The following is a 17839-nucleotide window of genomic DNA, read 5'->3' as shown; positions in this document are numbered from 1 at the left end:
GCTTTTCCTTTCACGATGGAATCCTTGACCACCTCCGGGATCATGATCTCGTCCCCCAGCAACGTCGCGCCCACGCACAAGGCGGATGCCAGTGTCCGGCCGCCATGCCGCCTTTGCAGACAACGGAGGTCGGTTCCGCCGCCTCGCGCGGCAGCCATTCCCGAGCGTCGGACGCCCGAACCACCGCCACAGCGCGATCGCTCATTCGCTGTGCGAGCGCTGCATCGAAGGGGATCAGTTCCGCGTAGATTTCCAGCGTGTCGCGATTGAGCGCGGTAAAGAGTGCAGGGTTGGGCAGGTCCATATAGGCCTGATAGAGCGCGACCTGCGCCGCATAGACGGGCTTGGCGATCGTCACCCCGCGCTTGACCGTGTCCTTCCAGCTCGACGCGCCGAGCGCCTTGCTCTCCCACAGCGCGGGATAGGACATCGCCACCGGGCCGCCCACCAGGCAGCCGTCGATATGCCCCTTGAACCGGCCAGCGAGAGCCGAGAACCCGAACTGTCGTCCATCCGGGCGCTCGGTGCGCAGATCGAACCCGGCAAGGCGCAGCCAATTCGCCACCATATCCTCGCCGCGATGTCCGGCCTCGAATATCCGCAAGGTCCTGGGGGCGAATTCCTGCCCCTCGTCCTTCGGCACGGCCAGGAAATCATACTGGATCTGACGCAGGCAGGCGCGGCCCAGCCCCGAGGAGCTGACATAGTTGCGGGGACGCTCGTGCCCCTGTCGAGCCGCGAGGCCGGTGTCGATGGCGGCACAAACCGCCGCGGTGATGTCGGGTAGGGTCTGGGGCGGCAGATACTGCGCGCCCGACCCATGGTTCAGGTCGATCATGACCGTGCCCTCCGCCGTTTGGCAATGGCGCCGGGGTGACGGTCGCCGGTCCTTCCGCGGCAGTACTCCAGGAACCCGGGCGCATTCAGGTTTTCGCGCTGGGTCCCCCATGCCAGGTTGTCGGCGCGGCTGTTCGCGGCATTCTCGTCAAGATGCATGACGACCGCTCCGTCGAATGGAGCCGCACCGTGGAACGCTTCTGCGACGAGCCGCGCGACCTTGTAGGTCTTCCCTCGCAACACGAAGATGAAGCGAGCATCCTGCTTGTTCCAGGCACCGAAGGTCGGCGTTCCGCCGTAGGGCCTCTCGCTGCCATTCGGCATCGGGCCGCGATACGGTGTCAGCATCACGCGTCCTTCACTGCTCACGAGCACTTCGGGGACGCTGGGGTTCATTCTCCAAACTTCACCATTGGTCATGTCGCCTTCCTCTAGAACGGCAGAGGGTCGTTGAGGACCGCACCTTCGCGCTCCTTGCGCGCGGCCTGGCCTTGCATGCTGTCGATGTAGCCGGTCACCGCGGCCTCGATGAGCCGATCGATCTCGACGGCTGACCGGTCGAAGAATGGCGCCATCAGGCCGAGTTCGGTCAGCGCTTCGGCAAAATTCTTGCGCGCGTCGCGGATGGCCTGCGCCTCTCGGGCAGTCTTGTCGATCATTCCGTGGTTCCTCCGGGCGAGGTCCGCGCCGATGTCCTGGCACCGGCGCGAACAGAATGTGTAGGAGGGGAAGTGCTGCCGCTTCAGGTGCAGGCAAAACCCGAACCCGCAGGCTTCGCGCGCGCAGATGGCGCAGACGCCGGGCTCCGGGCTCAGCCCATGAGCAGGTCTTCGAGATCCGCGTGCTGCCCCGGCGCCTCCCGGATCTTGTGCGACGCGAGAACGACGAAGCGGCTGATGGCCACCGAGGCCATGGCCTCGAGATCGGACAGCCCGAGACTTGCGATGGGCCGATCCAGTCGCCCGCGGGCCTCGAGCCATGTTCCGATCTCCTGTGCTGCCGCGCGTGTGACATGCGCCTGCCATTCATCCGGCGTCATGGGCTCAGCTGTTCAGCCAGGCCGGTGCGCCACCGGGTGTGGCAGGGGCCGCGGAGGGCGCGCCGGGTTGCGCAGGTGTCGCCGGGGCCTGGGGCGTGCTGGCCCAACCGCTGTGCGCCGGTGCACTCCAGGCCGCCGGCGTCTGCGCGGGCGCCTTGCGCGGCGGGGCATTGACCGGCTCCGGCGCGATCTGTTCGCCGCGCATGATCGCGGCATGGGCGGGCTCAATGGGCAGCACGACATTCGCGATCTTGTTGCTGTCGCGGTAATTCGGGTTCTCCGAGCTCTCCACCATGATACGCGCGGCAAAAGTGATCCCGTCGAGCTGCTTCAGGCCCCCGATCACCCGCTTTTCCCGGGCGGCCTGGCTGACATCGTTCGGATCGAGGCCAAGCGCGCTGTCCACCATCGCCCGGAAGGTGCTTTTCGAGATGTTCCAGCCCTTGGACTGGCCCTTCTCGTCGAGCTTGCCGCCCGCCACGGTGAAGTTCTGCCAGAACTTGCGCCGCGCAAAGGGTCCGTCGATCACGGTGAATTCGCAATCGAGCATCTTTGCATCGCTGTGCGGCGAGACCTTCAGAAGGCCCGCATCCATCGGCGTTGCGCCGTTCGTGCCGCCCGGACGCAGCTTCATCATCACCTTGGCGAAGGTGCCGTCGGGGATCAGCTCCCCCATCGGGGCCATCTGCGGGGCCGCGTCGTTCAGATCGTAACTCATCGGTCAGGTCCTTTCCGGGATCACGTGGTCGTGGTGGCGGTGGAGGGCGCGCTGCGCCCGTCGATCTTGGCCAGCAGTGCAGCCAGATCGGGCGGCTCGGTCACCTCAAGGCGACCGGAGCGATCCTTGGCCGGCAGTCCCCAGGGGTTTCCGGCCCTGCAGACGAGGCGGCGTTCGGTCGATTTCTCGTCGAGCGTCCAGGCGCCCTTCGCATCCTGGCCGAAGAGCTGCATCGAGATGACCTGATCGACGATGCCGGGCAGTTCGCGGCCCGCCTTCGTGCCTTCCATCTGTGGAAGCCAGGCCGATATGCCGAACTCGTCTGTCACCTTTTCCAGCACGCCCACGAAGATCACGGTCTTGCCGCGGGCATGCTGGAGGTGTTTCAGCGCCTGAATGACTTCTCGGCCGAGCAATCCGTAGGCGCCGCGCACATCCGGCTTGCCCGTACGCTCGGAGAACGCCTCCGCCTGCTGCCTGGCGTAGGCCATGGCCTGGCGCGTCAGGTCGGTGATCGAGTCGACGAAGATGATCGAGCGGTCCTTGAGGAAACCTTCGAGCCCGCTTTCAGCGTATTGCGCCTGCACATGGGCGTGGTAGCGGGCGCCATAGTAGCTTTCGGGATGCTGGGCCGGATCCGGCCCGCCGATCAGGATCACCAGATCGCGGAAATCCGGGAAACTGCGGATCGGGATGCTGGGGCCGCGCCAGTCCTGGACGGATTTCATGCCGGCTTCGAGATCGAAGCACACGGCCCGGTCCTCGGGCAGCGTCTTGATCAGGGTGGTCTTGCCGACGCCGGGCGGGCCGAAGATCGCAAGCGATGTCTTGTTCTCTGCGGCCGACAATCGTTCGTCAGCGGTGATGATGCGCAATGTCATGGCGCTCTCCTCGATGAGGTTGGGTTCAACAGCGGCGGGGGGTGACCGGGCGCCGAAGGGGAGCCTGCCCAGCCTTGCGATCAGGGCGTCCCCGCCGCTGTATTCAGGAGGTCTCGGTGGGTTCGAGATGGAAACTGGGTTTGCCGTGGCCGACCGTGCGCGCGGGCTCGAAATCCATGCGGATCACATCGGGCCAGGCGGCATACTTGCGCTCCGGCACCTTGAAGGCGATGTCGACATACTGCGTCGGATCGCCCCCGGCCGTCCGGATGTACTCGACCATTTCGGCGAGCCGGTCCTGATCCCAATCGACCCGCTTCGGCAGATCGGCGACCACGGTGAAATCGCCATCGACAATGCGCACCGTGCCGGTATCCCTGCCGCAGGCGCGGCGGGCCTCTGCGGCGCGGGTGGCGTAGCGGATCTCGAGCGCGGCGTTGAAGCGCGCGGTGACCGCCTTCATCTGCCGCGCCGCCGCATCGATCTCGCGCTGCATGGCAGCCAAAAGATCGACCGGCAGCTGAGCAATCTCGCCCGCGGGCAGGTTGACCAGGTCGTCGACGCTGGGGGTGTTCTGTGGGAATGGCATGCAGGGATCTCCATGATTGGCAGGATGGGACTGGACCGCCGGCATCAGGCGGCCTCTCGCTCGGCCAACAGACACGCGGAGAGCGAGGCGGCGGCGGCCTTGGGTTTCGGGCGGGCGACGGCGAGATAGGCGAAGCGATCCGGACCCAGCCGCAGCTGAACGAGGTGGACCAGATCGGCATCGAAGGCGTGAAGCGCGGCGCTGGCCAGTGCGGCCACGCGGCGGCGGTCGGGTTCGGGGAGCATCGAAATCGCGGCCGTCGAGTCGATCCCGAGAAAGCCGCGGTGATACTCGAGCCGGTCGCCGGGCGCGGCCTGCGCCACCCAAGCGCAGAATTCGATGGCGCCAAGAGGAGAGGCGGCGCGCGCCATGCTCGACGTGCCTCGACTCATCGGCATGCCCGGCGCTCCGCGGGCGGCGTCGCGGTCAGCCGGCGCACCTGCGCCGCCGCGGGCCCGGGCAGAGCGCGCGCCTGCAGCCGCCTCTGCGCGAGTTCGAACGCGTCCACATCCACGAGGCGATAGAGCACCCGACCGCCGAGCTTCAGATAGGCCGGACCGCTGCCGGCCGACCGCCAGCGCTCGAGCGTGCGGTGGGAAATCTTCCATCGCTTCGCCAGTTCGAACTGATCGAGATGCGGGACCGCCATGCTGACCTCCGGGATGCGGCTGCGTTGCATCCCGAAAAGCATGTTCCGGTGGGGGCTGTCGTGGGGATCGGAAGGGGATCGGAGGGGGATGGAAACCCGCCCGGCGGGGGATCGGGTGGGGGAGCCAGCGGGGGATGGTGTGGGATCGCGCGCCCCCCGCCGCGCTGCAACTAGCTGACCTGCTCGGGTTTTTTCCGGGGGGCGCGCGCCGGTTTCGGCGCTGTGTCGCGCAGCGTGAGGCGATAGTTGCCGCGCCGGTCGGAATCGATCAGCACCCGCCAGTCCTTCTGCGACTTGAAGAGGTCCGACATCCGGTGGCAATGCGCGCCCGCGTCGGCGAGAAGGACCTTTCCGGCACACCAGGGCTTGCCGGCGGCATGCGCGCGGTGAAGCTGGCGCACCACCCGCGCCTGGACCTGGCCGAAGCTGAAGGCGATGGAGCCGAACCGCACCTGCCGATAATCGTCGAACTGCTGCAGCTCCGGCGCCGCCTGGCCGGTCCGCCGGGCGAGATCCTGCCTCCGCTCGACCCGCTGCCGCTCCTCGACGCGCACCAGCAGATCCTCGAACCGGACCACGATGCAGGGTGTCGGATCGATCAGGACGGCATAACCGCAATCCTGTGCGTGGAACTCCGTCACCGTTGCCGCACCATCGCGGAATACCCGGTAGGCGTCGCATTCGGTGAGATCCATGAGCCCGCTGAAGATGTGCCGGTCGCGCGGGGTACGAATGCGCGCCCCGGTCTCGGATTCCCCTTGGCAGCCCCGCTTGATCGAGGCGTTGAACACCCGAACCGACACCCGAAGCAGGCCGTTCTCGGCGAGATAGGCGAGATCGCGCTTCGGCAACTGCCAGTTATCCGACATCTCCTCGATCGTGAAGTACAGCTTGTTGGCAAGAGCCATGTGGAAACTCGCACAGCCACAGGTTGAGATTCGGCGCTGGAATAGGAAGAACTCCGGCGCGCCGCAACTGGCAATCTTGCACCGATCACGGTTTGCTTCTCACCGCCCCGCAAGGCTACGCAATCACGCGACAAGCCATTGAATCCGCTGTCACCTGGAGATCCCGTGCGGCATTTTGACGGGACGGAGGATGCCGCCATGAATCCACTGCACCCTGACCACATGACGCCGGCGGAGCGCCGCGACCAACTCTGCCGCCTGCTCGCGGCTGGGTTGTGTCGCTTGCGCCAGCGCGAGCACGGCGAAGCATCGGGTGATATGAGAGAAATTCGCCTACACTATCCGCCCGACCAATGCCGTCATGCAACTCCGACTCACCGGAGAATCCCATGACGACGCACGATCCCATCCCCGCGCGCCTGGCGGCGCTGAAGACCACCCCTACGCTGGAACTGAAGCAGAAATGGCGCGAGCTGTTCGACAGCGAACCGCCGCCGTTCAACCGGCACTACCTGGAGAGCCGGTTGGCGTATCGCATCCAGGAGCTGGCCTATGGCGGGCTGAAGCTTGAGACCATCCGGCGGCTGGAGCGGCTGGGTGAGGAACTGGACGGCGGCGATAGGAGAAAGCGCAGCATTCGCGCCGACCGCGACCGCCCCATCATCGGCACGCGGCTCGTGCGCGAGTGGCAGGGGGTCGAGCAGGTCGTCACCGTCACCGCCGAGGGGTTCGAATGGCAGGGGCGGCCGTACAAGTCGCTGTCCGCCATCGCGCGCGCGATCACCGGCACGCGCTGGAACGGCTGGGTATTCTTCGGGCTCAAGAACCACAGGGGGCGGACATGACGAAGCCGCCCGAAAAATCAAAGTTCGTCCGCAAGTTGCGGTGTGCCGTCTACACTCGGAAATCTTCCGAGGAGGGACTCGAGCAGGAGTTCAACTCGCTGCATGCCCAGCGCGAGGCCTGCGAGGCCTACATCGCCAGCCAACGGTCCGAGGGCTGGGTGCTGATCCGCGATCAGTACGACGACGGCGGCATCTCGGGCGGCACACTGGAGCGCCCCGCGCTGAAGCGCCTGCTCGCCGATATCGAGGACGGGCTGATCGACGTGGTCGTGGTCTACAAGATCGACCGGCTGTCGCGCTCGCTGATGGATTTCTCGAAGCTGGTCGAGGTCTTCGACCGCAACGGCGTCACCTTCGTCTCGGTCACGCAGTCGTTCAACACCACGACCTCGATGGGGCGGCTGACGCTCAACATCCTGCTCTCGTTCGCCCAGTTCGAGCGCGAGGTGACCGCCGAGCGCATCCGCGACAAGATCCGCGCGAGCCGCATGAAGGGCATGTGGATGGGGGGTAACCCGCCGCTGGGCTACGACGTGAAGGACCGCAAGCTGGTGGTGAACGAGGCAGAGGCCGAGCAGGTGCGCTGGATCTTCACCCGCTTCGTCGAGATCGGGTCGGGTACGGTGCTGCTGCGCGAGGTTACCGCACGTGGTATCACCAAGAAGCGTGGCAAGCCGGTCGACAAGCAGTATCTCTACCGAATCCTGCATAACCGGGTCTATATCGGCGAGGCCGTGCACAAGGGCGAGAACTATCCCGGCGAGCACGAGGCGATCATCGACGCCGCGACATGGGCGAAGGTCCACACGATCCTGCAGATCAGCCCGCGCAAGCGCGCCGCGCGCACTCGCGCCGACACGCCCGCGCTGCTGAAGGGGCTGCTCTTCGGACCCGACGGCGCGGCTTTCTCTCCCACGCATACGCGCAAGGGCGGCAGGCTCTACCGCTACTATGTCAGCCAGACGGTGCTGAAGCACGGCGCCGGGTCTTGCCCGGTCGGGCGCGTTCCCGCGGGTGAGATCGAGGCTGCGGTCATCGACCAGCTGCGCGCCGTGTTCCGCCAGCCGGAGATCGTTGCGGGGACCTCGAAGGCGGCGCGCACCCACGCCGACGGCATCACCGAAGCCGACGCCCGCGCGGCCCTGCAGCAACTCGATCCGCTGTGGGAGGAGTTGTTCCCCGCCGAGCAGGCGCGCATTGTGGCGCTGCTGGTCGAACGGGTCGACATCGGCACCGAGGGCCTGAATGTCCGGCTCCGTGTCGACGGGCTCAGCGGGCTCATACGCGAGATGACAGACGGCGAGATGGGGCGGGCGGCATGAGCCGCGGGACGCCGATCCCTGAGACGGTGACGCTCCGCGTCACGTTCCGGATCGTGAAGCGTGGCGGGCGGAAGGAAATGCGGCTGCCGGAGGGCGCCGCGGCGCCTCGGCAGCTGGAAAATGCGCTGGTCAAGGCGCTCGCGCGCGCGTTCCGCTGGAAGCGGATGCTGGATTCGGGCGAGTTCACCACCATCGCCGAACTGGCGCAGCACGAGGGGATCGCGGTTTCCTACGTCACCCGCGTCCTGCGCCTCACGCTGCTGGCGCCGGACATCGTCGAGGCGATCCTGGACGGGAAGCAGGGGCCACAGGTGACGCTCGCGAGGCTGCGGGAGCCGTTTGCCGAATACTGGCGGAAGCAGCAGGCTGACTTTTCACACGAATAGCTGGCCTGCCATGCACTACACGAGGCGATGCCAAGCCTCACGAAATTCTGGCCTATCGTAGTTCTTCGCCTCAAGCCAGTAAGCTTGGTTCGGGCCCTTGTCTCTCGAAGCCAGTTCCCTCACTTCGTCCAACGTGAGAATATAGCATACCGGATTGTCGCTGTTCACCCCGAGCGTGATGATCCACCATCGAGACCTCAATCGTTCCAGATTGGTACCCAATGGCACTGCCGCCCGCCTAGACAGTGCCTTGGATTGGATCGCGATCACCGAATTTTCGCCATCGACCGGAGCAGCATACAAATCAGCGCCCCGAGCGTTGCGTACGGTCGGCATGACATTCCATCCACGACGGGAGAGTTCCCATGCAACATGAAATATGCCGGCATTGCCGGTCATCTGGTGTCTCACCTAGCACTCCACAACAGATCACACCTTGCAAAATGACGGCGCGAGATGACCGACGCCCGTCACCACCTTTGTCGGAGGTACAACACGCAACGGCTGTTGGCTACACTTGGCGCTGACACGGCACTGGCGGTGGCGATTTAGCCTTGGCTACTAGACCCAGCTCTACGCCGACTTTCCTTAGTCGAACGAGCACATAGAAGGTGTAGTGCGAGGGTGCTGTCGAGATCGCCGAGGCGGACGCCCGCGCCGTCCTCCTGCAGTTCGACCAACTGTGGGACGAACTCTTTCCGGCGGAGCAGGCGCGCATCGTGGCGCTGCTGGTCGAACGGGTCGACATCGGCGCAGACCGGCTGAACGTGCGGCTGCGCGTCGATGGGCTCACAGGGCTCGTGCGCAAGATGCCCGACGGCGAGATGGGGCGCGCGGCATGACCCGCGGCGCGCCGATCCCCAAAACCATGACGCTCCACGTTCCGTTTCGCATCGTGAAACGGGGCGGGCGGAAGGAGATGCAGCTGCCGACCGAGGCGTCACTGCCGCGCCAGGCCGACAACGCGCTCGTCAAGGCGCTGGCTCGGGCGTTTCGCTGGAAACGCATGCTGGACTCAGGCGAGTTCACCACCATCGCCGAACTGGCCGAGCGCGAGGGGATCGCGGTGTCTTATCTGACCCGCGTCCTGCGCCTGACCCTGCTGGCGCCGGACATCGTCGAGGCGATCCTGGACGGGAAGCAGGGGCCGGAAGTGACGCTGGCGAGGCTGATGGACGGGTTCCCGGAGGAGTGGGCAAGGCAGCATCTCGACACCTTCAGCGAACGAGGCTAGTAATCGGACGATTTTCCCGCCGAATGCATGAAGGTGCTGCCGCAAGATGGCGGAACGAATGACAAAAGAAGCTGAGATCGAGCAGGATCTGATTTCAAAGCTGGCAAGCTTGAACTACACGCGGCGTGACGACCTTAGGGATCGTGATGCATTGGAGCGCAATTTCCGCCAGAAATTCGAATCCCTCAACCGGGTAAGGCTGACCGACAGCGAGTTCGAACGGCTGCTCACCGAGATCGTGACGCCGGATGTATTCGCCAATGCGGAGCGGCTCCGGAATTGGAACACTTTCGAGCGAGAAGATGGGACGCCGCTTCATTATCAGCTCGTGAACCTGAAGGACTGGTGCAGGAACACCTTCGAGGTAGCGAGTCAGCTGCGCATGAACACGCGCAGCAGCCATCACCGGTATGATGTGATTATTCTGCTTAACGGCCTGCCGGTGGTGCAAATCGAGCTCAAATCGCTCCGGGTTTCGCCCAGAAAGGCGATGCAGCAGATCGTCGAATACAAGAACGATCCGGGAAACGGCTACGGCAACAGCCTTCTGTGTTTCCTGCAGCTGTTCATCGTCAGTAATCGAAGTCAGACTTGGTATTTCGCCAACAACAACAACGAACATTTCTTGTTCAACGTCGAAGAGCGCTTCCTGCCAGTCTATCGTTGGGCGGCGCGCGACAACAGGAAGGTTGAGCATCTGGCGGACTTCGCCGAGCAGTTCCTCGCCAAATGCACGCTCGCCGAGATGATCAGCCGATACATGGTGTTGATCCAGAACGAGCGAAAGCTCGTCATGATGCGCCCCTATCAGGTCTATGCCGTCAAGGCCGTCATCGATTGCATCCACGAAAACCGAGGAAACGGCTACATCTGGCACACCACCGGCTCGGGCAAGACACTGACGTCGTTCAAGGCCTCCACACTGTTGAAAGACAATCCCGACATCGAGAAATGCCTCTTCGTCGTCGACCGCAAGGATCTCGACAAGCAGACGCGAGAGGAGTTCAACCGCTTCCAGCCCGGTTGCGTCGAGGAGAACACGAATACCGAAACCCTCGTTAAGCGGCTGCTTTCCGATGACTACCGCAACAAGGTGATCGTCACCACCATCCAGAAGCTCGGCCTTGCGCTCGACGGCACGAACAAGCGGCAATACCGCGAGCGCCTTGAACCGCTGCGGGACAAGCGCATCGTCTTCATCTTCGACGAATGCCACCGCTCGCAATTCGGCGAGAACCACCAGGCGATCCGCGAATTCTTCCCCAACGCCCAGCTCTTCGGCTTCACCGGCACGCCGATCTTTCCGCAGAACGCCGGCTACAGCCGGATCGAGGGGCGCGAGGCCAGTCTCGTCACGACGAAGGATATCTTCGACAAGGACCTTCACACCTACACCATCACCCACGCCATCGACGACGGCAACGTGCTGCGCTTCCATGTCGATTACTTCCGGCCCGACGGCGCCCCCGTTAAACCCGGCGAAACCCCGGCCAAACGCGCGGTGGTCGAGGCGATCCTCGACAAGCACGACGCGGCAACCAACCAGCGCAAGTTCAACGCGCTCTTCGCCACCGCCTCGATTGACGACGCCATCGAATACTACCGGCTGTTCCACGACATCCAGGCCGCTTGCGCGGCGCAGGATCCGGAGTTCATGCCGCTCAACATCGCCTGCGTCTTTTCGCCCCCGGCCGAGGGCAACCGCGATGTTGCCCAGCTTCAGGAAGACCTGCCGCAGGAGCTCGAGGACAACCGCAAGGACCCCGGCCGCAAAAAGGCCGCGCTGGCCGAGATCATCGCCGACTACAACGCGCGCTACGGCACCAATCACGATCTGGCGAATTTCGACAGCTACTATCAGGACATCCAGAGCCGCATCAAGGATCAGAAATACCCCAATGCCGACCTGCCTCGGGCGCGGAAGATCGACATCACCATCGTCGTGGACATGCTGCTGACCGGCTTCGACTCGGCCTATCTGAACACGCTCTATGTCGACAAGAACCTGAAATACCACAGCTTGATCCAGGCCTTTTCGCGAACCAACCGGGTGCTGAACGACGCCAAACCCTACGGCAACATCCTCGACTTCCGCGCCCAGCGGGCGGCGGTGGACGAGGCCATCGCGCTCTTCTCGGGCGAGGCGCCGGAACGCGCCAAGGAGGTCTGGCTGGTCGATCCCGCGCCGAAGGTGATCGAACGGCTGGCCGAGGCCACGCGCAACCTGACCGAGTTCATGGCCGGCCACGGCCTTCCCCCCCGCCCCGAGGAGGTGAGCAACCTCAAGGGCGATGCAGCACGCGCGGGCTTCATCGAACGCTTCAAGGAGGTCCGGCGGCTCGGCACCCAGCTCGAGCAATACACCGACCTCGCGCCCGAACAAAAGGCGCAGATCCAGGCGCTGATCCGCCGCGACGACCTGCGCGCCTTTTCTGCCCGGTATCTGGAGCTGGCAAAACAGCTTCAGGACAAGGCCCGCAAGACAGACGACCCGGCCGACCCCGCCGCACAGCTCGATTTCGAATTCGTGCTCTTCGACAGCGCGCTGATCGATTACGACTACATCATGGGCCTGATCGCCCGCTTCAGCCAAGCCGCGCCGAAACGGCAGACGATGACGCGCACGGAACTGATGCGCCTGCTCGCCTCCTCTGCCCGGCTGATGGACGAGCGCGAGGACCTCGAGGCCTATGTCACCACGCTGACCGAGGGCGAGGGCCTCGGCGAGGACGAGATCCGCAAGGGCTATGCCCGCTTCAAGGCCGCGCGCCAGGCCGGGGAGCTTGCCCGCATCGCCGAACGCCACGGGCTGACCGCCGAGGCCCTGCAGGGCTTCGTCGATCTGATCCTCAGCCGGATGGTCTTCGACCCCGACGCGCTGACCGACCTGTTCCGCCCCCGGGGTCTCGGCTGGAAGGCGCGGGCGCAGGCGGAACTGGCGCTGATGGAGGACCTGATCCTGTGGCTGCGCCGCAATGCCGAGGGACGCGAGATTTCGGGGCTCGAGGTCTACGATGTCCGTTGACGGCCCCACCCCCCGCCTGCGCTTTCCCGAATTCCGCGACGCCGGCCCGTGGGAGGTGAAGCGGCTGGGGGATCTGGTCACCACGATCACGCCGCCGAAAAAGCTCCAGACGACGGAGTATCAGCCGAGTGGGCAATTCCCGATCATCGACCAGTCGCCGAACGACATTTGCGGATGGACCGACGACGAGTCCGCGCTTGTCGAGGCCGATTTTCCGGTTGTGATCTTCGGGGATCACTCCTGCGTCGTGAAACTGGCGGAGTCCTCGTTTGCTCAAGGCGCGGACGGTATCAAGATCCTTTTACCGGCAGATGACATCGACGGGCGGTTCCTCTTTCTGTCTCTCGAAGCAAATTCTGTCGAGCAACAGGGCTACAACCGCCATTTTTCCGATCTCAAGGAAAAGCTAATTCCGTTTCCACTCAAGGCTTCAGGCGAACAACAGAAAATCGCCGATTGCCTGGCCTCGCTCTACGATCTGATCCGGGCCGAGGGCGAGCGGCTGGGGGCGTTGAAGGGCCACAAGCGCGGGCTGATGCAGCGCCTCTTCCCCCGCCCCGGCGAGACCACCCCCCGCCTGCGCTTCCCCGACTTCCGCGACGCGGGGCCGTGGGAGGTGAAGCGGCTGGGGGATGATGGCGTTGCCAATTTCGTCCGTGATCGAATAGCCCCCGAGGACATCCCTTCGGGTCACTACGTCAGCACAGTAAATTTGCTTTCTGACTTCAACGGGCTGGCGCAAAAACCTGAGACACCACCTTCTGGCAGCGCCATCGCATTCCGCGCAGGCGACATTCTCATGTCGAACATTCGTCCGTATCTGCGCAAGATTTGGGTGGCCGACCGATCAGGTGGCGCGTCAAACGATGTCATTGTCGCTCGCCCCGGAAAGAGAATCGTGCAAACGCTTCTCGGACATTTGCTTATGTCGGACCGTTTCATCTCATACATAATGGATGGCGCCAAGGGCGTGAAAATGCCTCGTGGGGACCTTGAGCAAATCCAAGGTTTTGAGGTGCCGGTGTGCACCAACCACGAACAACAAAAAATAGCCGACTGCCTCACAGCCCTCGACGACCTGATCCGGGCGCAGGGCGAACGGATCGAGGCGCTCAGGGCCCACAAGCGCGGGCTCATGCAGCAGCTTTTCCCGCAGGACATGGGGTAAACCATGCCCGACGCCGGACCCTTCGCCACGCTGGACGCTCTCGCAGCCCATCTGCGCCAGCAGATCGCGGCGCAGAACAAGAAATGCACCCTGATCTTCGCCCATAACGGCACCGGCAAGACGCGCCTGTCGATGGCCTTCAAGGAACAGGGCAAGACCCGCGACGCGGATGGGGCCGTCACGGCCCGCGACACGCTCTATTTCAACGCCTACACCGAAGACCTGTTCAGCTGGGACAACGACCTGGCCAACGACCGCGACCGGGTGCTGCGCATGAACACGGCCTCCGCCTTCTTCGACGGTCTGGCAGAGCTGGAGATGGAAAATCGCATCCGCCCGATCTTGCAAAGATACTGCGATTTCGATTTCTCAATCAATTATGCTGAGGGCATAATCACCTTCTTTCGAGAGGAGCGCGTTTTGAAGGAGGACGGTTCTTTCGGGACCATTCGTTGCGACAACACCAAGATCTCGCGCGGCGAAGAGAACATCTTCATCTGGTGCTTCTTCCTGGTCGTGGCCGAGCTCGCCATCGACGGGCAAGAGGCCTATGACTGGGTGCAATATCTCTACATCGACGATCCCATCTCGTCGCTCGACGAGAACAACGCCATTGCCGTGGCCGCCCATCTGGCACGAATGCTGAAGGGGCAGGAGCGGCTGAAGGCCATCATCTCCTCCCACCACACGCTGTTCTTCAACGTGCTGTGCAACGAGTTGAACAAGCCCTGGCAGTTCTACCTTAGCCGCGAGGCGGCGGGCTGGGTGCTGCGCGACACGGGGCACACCCCCCGCTTCTACCACGTCGCCATGTTGAAGGAACTGCACGAGGCCGCGCAGGCGGGCAGGCTCTACACCTATCACTTCACGATCCTGCGCAGCATCATGGAGAAGACCGCCACCTTTCACGGGTTCAATAATCTCGCTGACATTCTGAAGCGCGACCCGGAAGACGAGGACGGCACGCTGCATTTCCGCTATGTCCAGCTTCTCAGCCACGGCGGCTATTCCCTGTTCGAGCCGGCCGAGATGCTGCCGGAGAACAAGGACATCTTCCGCAGGATCCTTGCGAACTTCATGGCCGATTACCGTTTCAACCCGGCGCTGTTTCCGCAGCCCGCGCCAGAGGGAGTCAACCCATGACCGAACAGGACCAGATCCGGCTTGGCCGAACCCTCTGGGCCATCGCCGACGAGCTGCGCGGCGCGATGAACGCGGACGACTTCCGCGACTACATGCTGTCGTTCCTGTTCCTGCGCTATCTGTCCAGCAACTACGAAGACGCCGCCCGGGCCGAGCTCGGTGCCGACTGGCCCACCCTTCCAGCAGGCGACCAGCGGTCGCCCCTGGCCGTCTGGTATGCCAACAACCCCGAGGACACGGCAGAATTCGAGACGGTCATGCGCCGCAAGGTGCATTACGTCATCAAGCCCGAATTCCTCTGGACCTCCATCGCTGAGATGGCCCGGACGCAGAGCGACGCGTTGCTCCGCACCCTGCAGGCGGGTTTCCGGTTCATCGAGACCGAGTCCTTCTCCTCGAACTTCCAGGGCCTCTTCTCCGAGATCAACCTCGACTCGGACAAGCTGGGCCGGACCTATCCGCAGCGCAATGCGCGGCTGTGTACGATCATCCGGAAGATCGCCGAGCGGCTTGCCGAATTCCCCAGCGACCGCGACCTTCTGGGCGACGCCTACGAATACCTGATCGGCCAGTTCGCCGCCGGTTCGGGCAAGAAGGCCGGCGAATTCTACACCCCGCAGAAGATTTCCGACATCCTGTCGCGCATCGTGACGCTCGACAGCCAGGACCCGGCCCTCGGCAAGCGGGCGAAGCTGCACCGCGTCTACGACTTCGCCTGCGGATCGGGCTCGCTTCTGCTGAACGTGCGGCGGCACATGGACAAGCACGGGATCGGCAAGATCTACGGGCAGGAAAAGAACATCACCACCTACAACCTCGCCCGGATGAACATGCTCCTGCACGGGATGCGGGACACAGAGTTCGACATTCACCATGGCGACAGTCTGGAAAACGACTGGGACATCCTGCGCGAGCCAAACCCGGCGAAGAAGATCGAGTTCGACGCGGTCATCGCCAATCCGCCCTTCAGCTACCGCTGGAGCCCGACCGAGGAGATGGAAAAGGACTTCCGCTTCAAGGATTACGGGCTAGCGCCCAAGTCGGCGGCCGATTTCGCCTTCCTGCTGCACGGGTTCCACTTCCTCGCCAAGGACGGCACCATGGCGATCATCCTGCCGCACGGTGTGCTGTTCCGAGGCGGGGCGGAGAAGAAGATCCGCACCAAGCTTCTGAAGGACGGCAACATCGATACCGTGATCGGCCTGCCGGCCAAGCTTTTCTATTCGACGGGCATACCGGTCTGCGTCATGGTGCTCAAGAAGTGCAAGCGCACCGATGATGTTCTGTTCATCAACGCGGCTGAGCATTATCAGCCGGGGAAGCGCCAGAACGCGCTCCTGCCCGAGCATATCGACAAGATCGTCGATACCTACAGCCAGCGGAGGGAAGAGGATCGCTATTCTCGGGTCGTGAGCCTCGATGAGATCGAGAGGGAACACGACTTCAATCTGAACATTTCCAGATATGTGAGCACGGCCGAAGCCGAGCTGGAACTCGATCTCGGGCTGGTGCATCGCCAGCTTGCCGATCTTCAGGAGCGCGCTCAGTCGGCGGCAGTTAGACATAACGGCTTTCTAGAGGAGCTTGGCCTGCCGCCCTTGCCTCTCGGAGCGACAGGTCGGCCGGAATAATCGTGCTACATGCAGGACATGCCGATGCTGAAGGAGGCGGCGCCAAGTCTCTGCAGCCGGCGAGGCGCGTGCAAGCTGCGGTGACCGGCGAAGGTTCGATCCAGGTCGCATCTCCGACCGTGCCACCGGCATCGAAGTGTTCAGCCCGAACCACTTGTTTTGCAAATAAAATCAATATTGTGAGAAGAATTCACCAAATCTGTGCAGTCAACAGGTCCGGAGAATATCGGCCCGGAGAGACCGCGTTCGGGCCTTCCAGCGCCGGGGCCGGTGCTCAGCCCCTCCCGCATAACCCTCGAAAACAACGAGAAAATCCGGCCGGAGCCGGATGCGGAGAAACTTTTCAACGGGTTATCTGGCGGAGAGACAGGGATTCGAACCCTGGGTGGGGTCACCCCCACAACGGTTTTCGAGACCGCCCCGTTCGACCGCTCCGGCACCTCTCCGTCCATACGCCGGTTATTGCATGCAAAACTGTAAGACAAAAGAGCTATTGACGGAAAATAACGATACACACCCTATGATAGCGCCGACGAGAAACGCGCGAAAGTTGGTGATGCCCTGAGGGGCGGCATATCATGGCGGTGTTCAGACGCCGTCAATTCTCTGCCGAGAAAGGGATATGCCAGATGCAAGAGACTACCATCACCCAGCTGCCTGATCCATCGGGATTTGGCTCCGACGCGTTCACCGATGTCCTCCGCGATGGCGCGCGCAAACTGATCAAACAGGCGCTCCAGGCCGAGCTGGCCACGCTCATGGCCGCTTTTTCCAAGGAAAGGCTCGATGACGGGCGGGCACGCTTGGTCCGTCATGGTCACCTGCCTGAACGCGAGGTGCTGACTGGCATCGGTCCGGTGCCGGTGAAGGTGCCGCGCGTGCGTGATCGCGGTGCTGGTGACGACAAGATCACCTTCACGCCCAGCATCCTGCCGCGCTATCTGCGCAAGACGAAGTCGGTCGAAGAGCTGCTGCCGTGGCTTTACCTCAAGGGCGTGTCCACGGGCGATTTCACCGAGGCGCTGGAGGCGGTCGGCCATTGATGGCGCCATTGGTTCGAGCAAGGGCTTGTCTGCCAAGACCGTCGCGCGGCTGAAGGCAGACTGGTGATCGAACGCAGCCTCCATGCGAGGATCGCCGCCGCGCGCCTGATCGAACGTAGGCAAGGCGCCGTCAGTTCCCTGGCGGCGCCTTGCCTTAGTTTTTGAGTGGCTGGAACGCGCCGCTCTTCGGCTGCGTCCTGGGCGGTGCCGCTCGCCTGCCGCTGCCATAACCAGAACAAAACCGCTGCGGAAGGCAGGTGACGCTTGATCCGTCCGCTCCTGCGACCACGATGGATTTCGCGGTCGGTGACTGGGTCCTGATGGAGCCTGAAAGCCAAACAATCGTGCGTAGGCTGGAGCGCCGCACGCTGCTGCAACGCCGGCCCGAGAACGCCCAAGCCCACCAATTGATCGCAGCGAA

19 protein-coding genes, 1 tRNA gene and 2 pseudogenes are annotated in these 17839 nt (G+C 63.6%); 10 read left to right on the top strand and 12 right to left on the bottom strand.

Features of this window, described 5'->3' with window-relative positions; genetic code table 11:
* Window positions 1-40 precede the first annotated feature (40 nt).
* The 10 genes from IM708_RS21290 to IM708_RS12605 form a co-directional block, all read right to left on the bottom strand.
* The gene (locus IM708_RS21290; protein WP_245243168.1) at window positions 41-838 is read right to left on the bottom strand and encodes a hypothetical protein; all 798 of its coding nucleotides are present in this window, start codon (window positions 836-838) and stop codon (window positions 41-43) included.
* Window positions 835-1257, bottom strand: coding sequence for an HNH endonuclease signature motif containing protein (locus IM708_RS12645; protein WP_209426937.1), 423 nt, complete (start codon window positions 1255-1257; stop codon window positions 835-837). Before IM708_RS12645 ends, IM708_RS21290 begins: the two co-directional genes overlap by 4 nt.
* Before the next feature lie 11 nt (window positions 1258-1268).
* Window positions 1269-1496 carry a DUF6511 domain-containing protein gene (locus IM708_RS12640; RefSeq protein WP_209426936.1) on the bottom strand — a complete coding sequence of 76 codons (228 nt, stop codon included), beginning with the start codon at window positions 1494-1496 and terminating at the stop codon, window positions 1269-1271.
* Between the two features lie 152 nt (window positions 1497-1648).
* A complete protein-coding gene (locus IM708_RS12635) occupies window positions 1649-1876 on the bottom strand; it encodes a hypothetical protein (protein ID WP_209426935.1) in 228 nt (75 codons plus the stop codon).
* Between the two features lie 4 nt (window positions 1877-1880).
* Window positions 1881-2594, bottom strand: coding sequence for a hypothetical protein (locus IM708_RS12630; RefSeq protein ID WP_209426934.1), 714 nt, complete (start codon window positions 2592-2594; stop codon window positions 1881-1883).
* Between the two features lie 20 nt (window positions 2595-2614).
* Window positions 2615-3475, bottom strand: a complete 861-nt coding sequence (locus tag IM708_RS12625; protein WP_209426933.1) for an ATP-binding protein — start codon at window positions 3473-3475, stop codon at window positions 2615-2617.
* Between the two features lie 103 nt (window positions 3476-3578).
* Window positions 3579-4064, bottom strand: coding sequence for a hypothetical protein (locus IM708_RS12620; protein ID WP_209426932.1), 486 nt, complete (start codon window positions 4062-4064; stop codon window positions 3579-3581).
* Between the two features lie 44 nt (window positions 4065-4108).
* Window positions 4109-4462 carry a hypothetical protein gene (locus IM708_RS12615; RefSeq protein ID WP_245243167.1) on the bottom strand — a complete coding sequence of 118 codons (354 nt, stop codon included), beginning with the start codon at window positions 4460-4462 and terminating at the stop codon, window positions 4109-4111.
* Complete coding sequence (locus IM708_RS21285; protein ID WP_245243166.1) at window positions 4453-4713, bottom strand: helix-turn-helix domain-containing protein; 261 nt, start codon at window positions 4711-4713, stop codon at window positions 4453-4455. Before IM708_RS21285 ends, IM708_RS12615 begins: the two co-directional genes overlap by 10 nt.
* A gap of 170 nt (window positions 4714-4883) precedes the next feature.
* Window positions 4884-5621: a hypothetical protein gene (locus IM708_RS12605; protein ID WP_209426931.1), complete on the bottom strand. Its 738-nt coding sequence runs from the start codon at window positions 5619-5621 to the stop codon at window positions 4884-4886.
* Window positions 5622-6010: 389 nt separating this feature from the next.
* Between IM708_RS12605 and IM708_RS12600 the strand changes: the two genes are divergently transcribed.
* From IM708_RS12600 to IM708_RS12590, 3 genes are read left to right on the top strand one after another with little or no spacing between them, the layout of a single operon-like run.
* Window positions 6011-6466 carry a DUF2924 domain-containing protein gene (locus IM708_RS12600; RefSeq protein ID WP_209426930.1) on the top strand — a complete coding sequence of 152 codons (456 nt, stop codon included), beginning with the start codon at window positions 6011-6013 and terminating at the stop codon, window positions 6464-6466.
* A complete protein-coding gene (locus IM708_RS12595) occupies window positions 6463-7788 on the top strand; it encodes a recombinase family protein (RefSeq protein WP_209426929.1) in 1326 nt (441 codons plus the stop codon). The genes IM708_RS12600 and IM708_RS12595 overlap by 4 nt, the downstream gene beginning before the upstream one ends.
* The gene (locus IM708_RS12590) at window positions 7785-8174 is read left to right on the top strand and encodes a hypothetical protein (protein WP_209426928.1); all 390 of its coding nucleotides are present in this window, start codon (window positions 7785-7787) and stop codon (window positions 8172-8174) included. Before IM708_RS12595 ends, IM708_RS12590 begins: the two co-directional genes overlap by 4 nt.
* A gap of 15 nt (window positions 8175-8189) precedes the next feature.
* Here IM708_RS12590 and IM708_RS12585 read toward each other — a convergent pair whose 3' ends face one another.
* Window positions 8190-8573 (bottom strand): hypothetical protein, encoded by a 384-nt coding sequence (locus IM708_RS12585; protein ID WP_209426927.1) that lies wholly within the window; start codon window positions 8571-8573, stop codon window positions 8190-8192.
* 236 nt (window positions 8574-8809) lie between these two features.
* Between IM708_RS12585 and IM708_RS12580 the strand changes: the two are divergent.
* The 6 genes and pseudogenes from IM708_RS12580 to IM708_RS12555 form a co-directional block, all read left to right on the top strand.
* Window positions 8810-9016, top strand: a pseudogene (locus IM708_RS12580) (recombinase family protein); the annotation flags it as partial.
* Window positions 9013-9408: a hypothetical protein gene (locus IM708_RS12575; protein ID WP_209426926.1), complete on the top strand. Its 396-nt coding sequence runs from the start codon at window positions 9013-9015 to the stop codon at window positions 9406-9408. The pseudogene IM708_RS12580 and the gene IM708_RS12575, both read left to right, overlap by 4 nt.
* Before the next feature lie 58 nt (window positions 9409-9466).
* Window positions 9467-12433, top strand: coding sequence for a type I restriction endonuclease subunit R (locus tag IM708_RS12570; RefSeq protein ID WP_209426925.1), 2967 nt, complete (start codon window positions 9467-9469; stop codon window positions 12431-12433).
* Window positions 12423-13601, top strand: coding sequence for a restriction endonuclease subunit S (locus IM708_RS12565; RefSeq protein ID WP_209426924.1), 1179 nt, complete (start codon window positions 12423-12425; stop codon window positions 13599-13601). Before IM708_RS12570 ends, IM708_RS12565 begins: the two co-directional genes overlap by 11 nt.
* 3 nt (window positions 13602-13604) lie before the next feature.
* A complete protein-coding gene (locus tag IM708_RS12560) occupies window positions 13605-14744 on the top strand; it encodes a hypothetical protein (RefSeq protein WP_209426923.1) in 1140 nt (379 codons plus the stop codon).
* Window positions 14741-16375 (top strand): type I restriction-modification system subunit M, encoded by a 1635-nt coding sequence (locus IM708_RS12555; protein ID WP_209426922.1) that lies wholly within the window; start codon window positions 14741-14743, stop codon window positions 16373-16375. The genes IM708_RS12560 and IM708_RS12555 overlap by 4 nt, the downstream gene beginning before the upstream one ends.
* A gap of 356 nt (window positions 16376-16731) precedes the next feature.
* On the opposite strand, the gene IM708_RS12550 is transcribed toward IM708_RS12555, so the two are convergent.
* Window positions 16732-16821 (bottom strand) — tRNA-Ser (locus IM708_RS12550).
* 183 nt (window positions 16822-17004) lie between these two features.
* Between IM708_RS12550 and IM708_RS12545 the strand changes: the two are divergent.
* A pseudogene (locus IM708_RS12545) lies at window positions 17005-17482 on the top strand (transposase); the annotation flags it as partial.
* Window positions 17483-17839 lie beyond the last annotated feature (357 nt).

Origin of the sequence: Pararhodobacter sp. SW119, from assembly GCF_017811755.1 — a bacterium.
Lineage (GTDB): Bacteria > Pseudomonadota > Alphaproteobacteria > Rhodobacterales > Rhodobacteraceae > Pararhodobacter.
Note: the sequence above shows the minus strand (reverse complement) of the source record. Positions and strands in the feature narration are given on the sequence as shown.

Excerpts from the sequence above, each read along its gene's own strand:
- IM708_RS12645 (WP_209426937.1), bottom strand. The coding sequence starts at position 1,257 with ATGACCAATGGTGAAGTTTGGAGAATGAACCCCAGCGTCCCCGAAGTG.
- IM708_RS12620 (WP_209426932.1), bottom strand. The coding sequence starts at position 4,064 with ATGCCATTCCCACAGAACACCCCCAGCGTCGACGACCTGGTCAACCTG.
- IM708_RS21285 (WP_245243166.1), bottom strand. The coding sequence starts at position 4,713 with ATGGCGGTCCCGCATCTCGATCAGTTCGAACTGGCGAAGCGATGGAAG.
- IM708_RS12585 (WP_209426927.1), bottom strand. The coding sequence starts at position 8,573 with ATGACCGGCAATGCCGGCATATTTCATGTTGCATGGGAACTCTCCCGT.
- IM708_RS12615 (WP_245243167.1), bottom strand. The coding sequence starts at position 4,462 with ATGCCGATGAGTCGAGGCACGTCGAGCATGGCGCGCGCCGCCTCTCCT.
- IM708_RS12600 (WP_209426930.1), top strand. The coding sequence starts at position 6,011 with ATGACGACGCACGATCCCATCCCCGCGCGCCTGGCGGCGCTGAAGACC.
- IM708_RS12575 (WP_209426926.1), top strand. The coding sequence starts at position 9,013 with ATGACCCGCGGCGCGCCGATCCCCAAAACCATGACGCTCCACGTTCCG.
- IM708_RS12595 (WP_209426929.1), top strand. The coding sequence starts at position 6,463 with ATGACGAAGCCGCCCGAAAAATCAAAGTTCGTCCGCAAGTTGCGGTGT.
- IM708_RS12555 (WP_209426922.1), top strand. The coding sequence starts at position 14,741 with ATGACCGAACAGGACCAGATCCGGCTTGGCCGAACCCTCTGGGCCATC.
- IM708_RS12570 (WP_209426925.1), top strand. The coding sequence starts at position 9,467 with ATGACAAAAGAAGCTGAGATCGAGCAGGATCTGATTTCAAAGCTGGCA.
- IM708_RS12590 (WP_209426928.1), top strand. The coding sequence starts at position 7,785 with ATGAGCCGCGGGACGCCGATCCCTGAGACGGTGACGCTCCGCGTCACG.
- IM708_RS12565 (WP_209426924.1), top strand. The coding sequence starts at position 12,423 with ATGTCCGTTGACGGCCCCACCCCCCGCCTGCGCTTTCCCGAATTCCGC.
- IM708_RS12605 (WP_209426931.1), bottom strand. The coding sequence starts at position 5,621 with ATGGCTCTTGCCAACAAGCTGTACTTCACGATCGAGGAGATGTCGGAT.
- IM708_RS12640 (WP_209426936.1), bottom strand. The coding sequence starts at position 1,496 with ATGATCGACAAGACTGCCCGAGAGGCGCAGGCCATCCGCGACGCGCGC.
- IM708_RS12635 (WP_209426935.1), bottom strand. The coding sequence starts at position 1,876 with ATGACGCCGGATGAATGGCAGGCGCATGTCACACGCGCGGCAGCACAG.
- IM708_RS12560 (WP_209426923.1), top strand. The coding sequence starts at position 13,605 with ATGCCCGACGCCGGACCCTTCGCCACGCTGGACGCTCTCGCAGCCCAT.
- IM708_RS12630 (WP_209426934.1), bottom strand. The coding sequence starts at position 2,594 with ATGAGTTACGATCTGAACGACGCGGCCCCGCAGATGGCCCCGATGGGG.
- IM708_RS12625 (WP_209426933.1), bottom strand. The coding sequence starts at position 3,475 with ATGACATTGCGCATCATCACCGCTGACGAACGATTGTCGGCCGCAGAG.
- IM708_RS21290 (WP_245243168.1), bottom strand. The coding sequence starts at position 838 with ATGATCGACCTGAACCATGGGTCGGGCGCGCAGTATCTGCCGCCCCAG.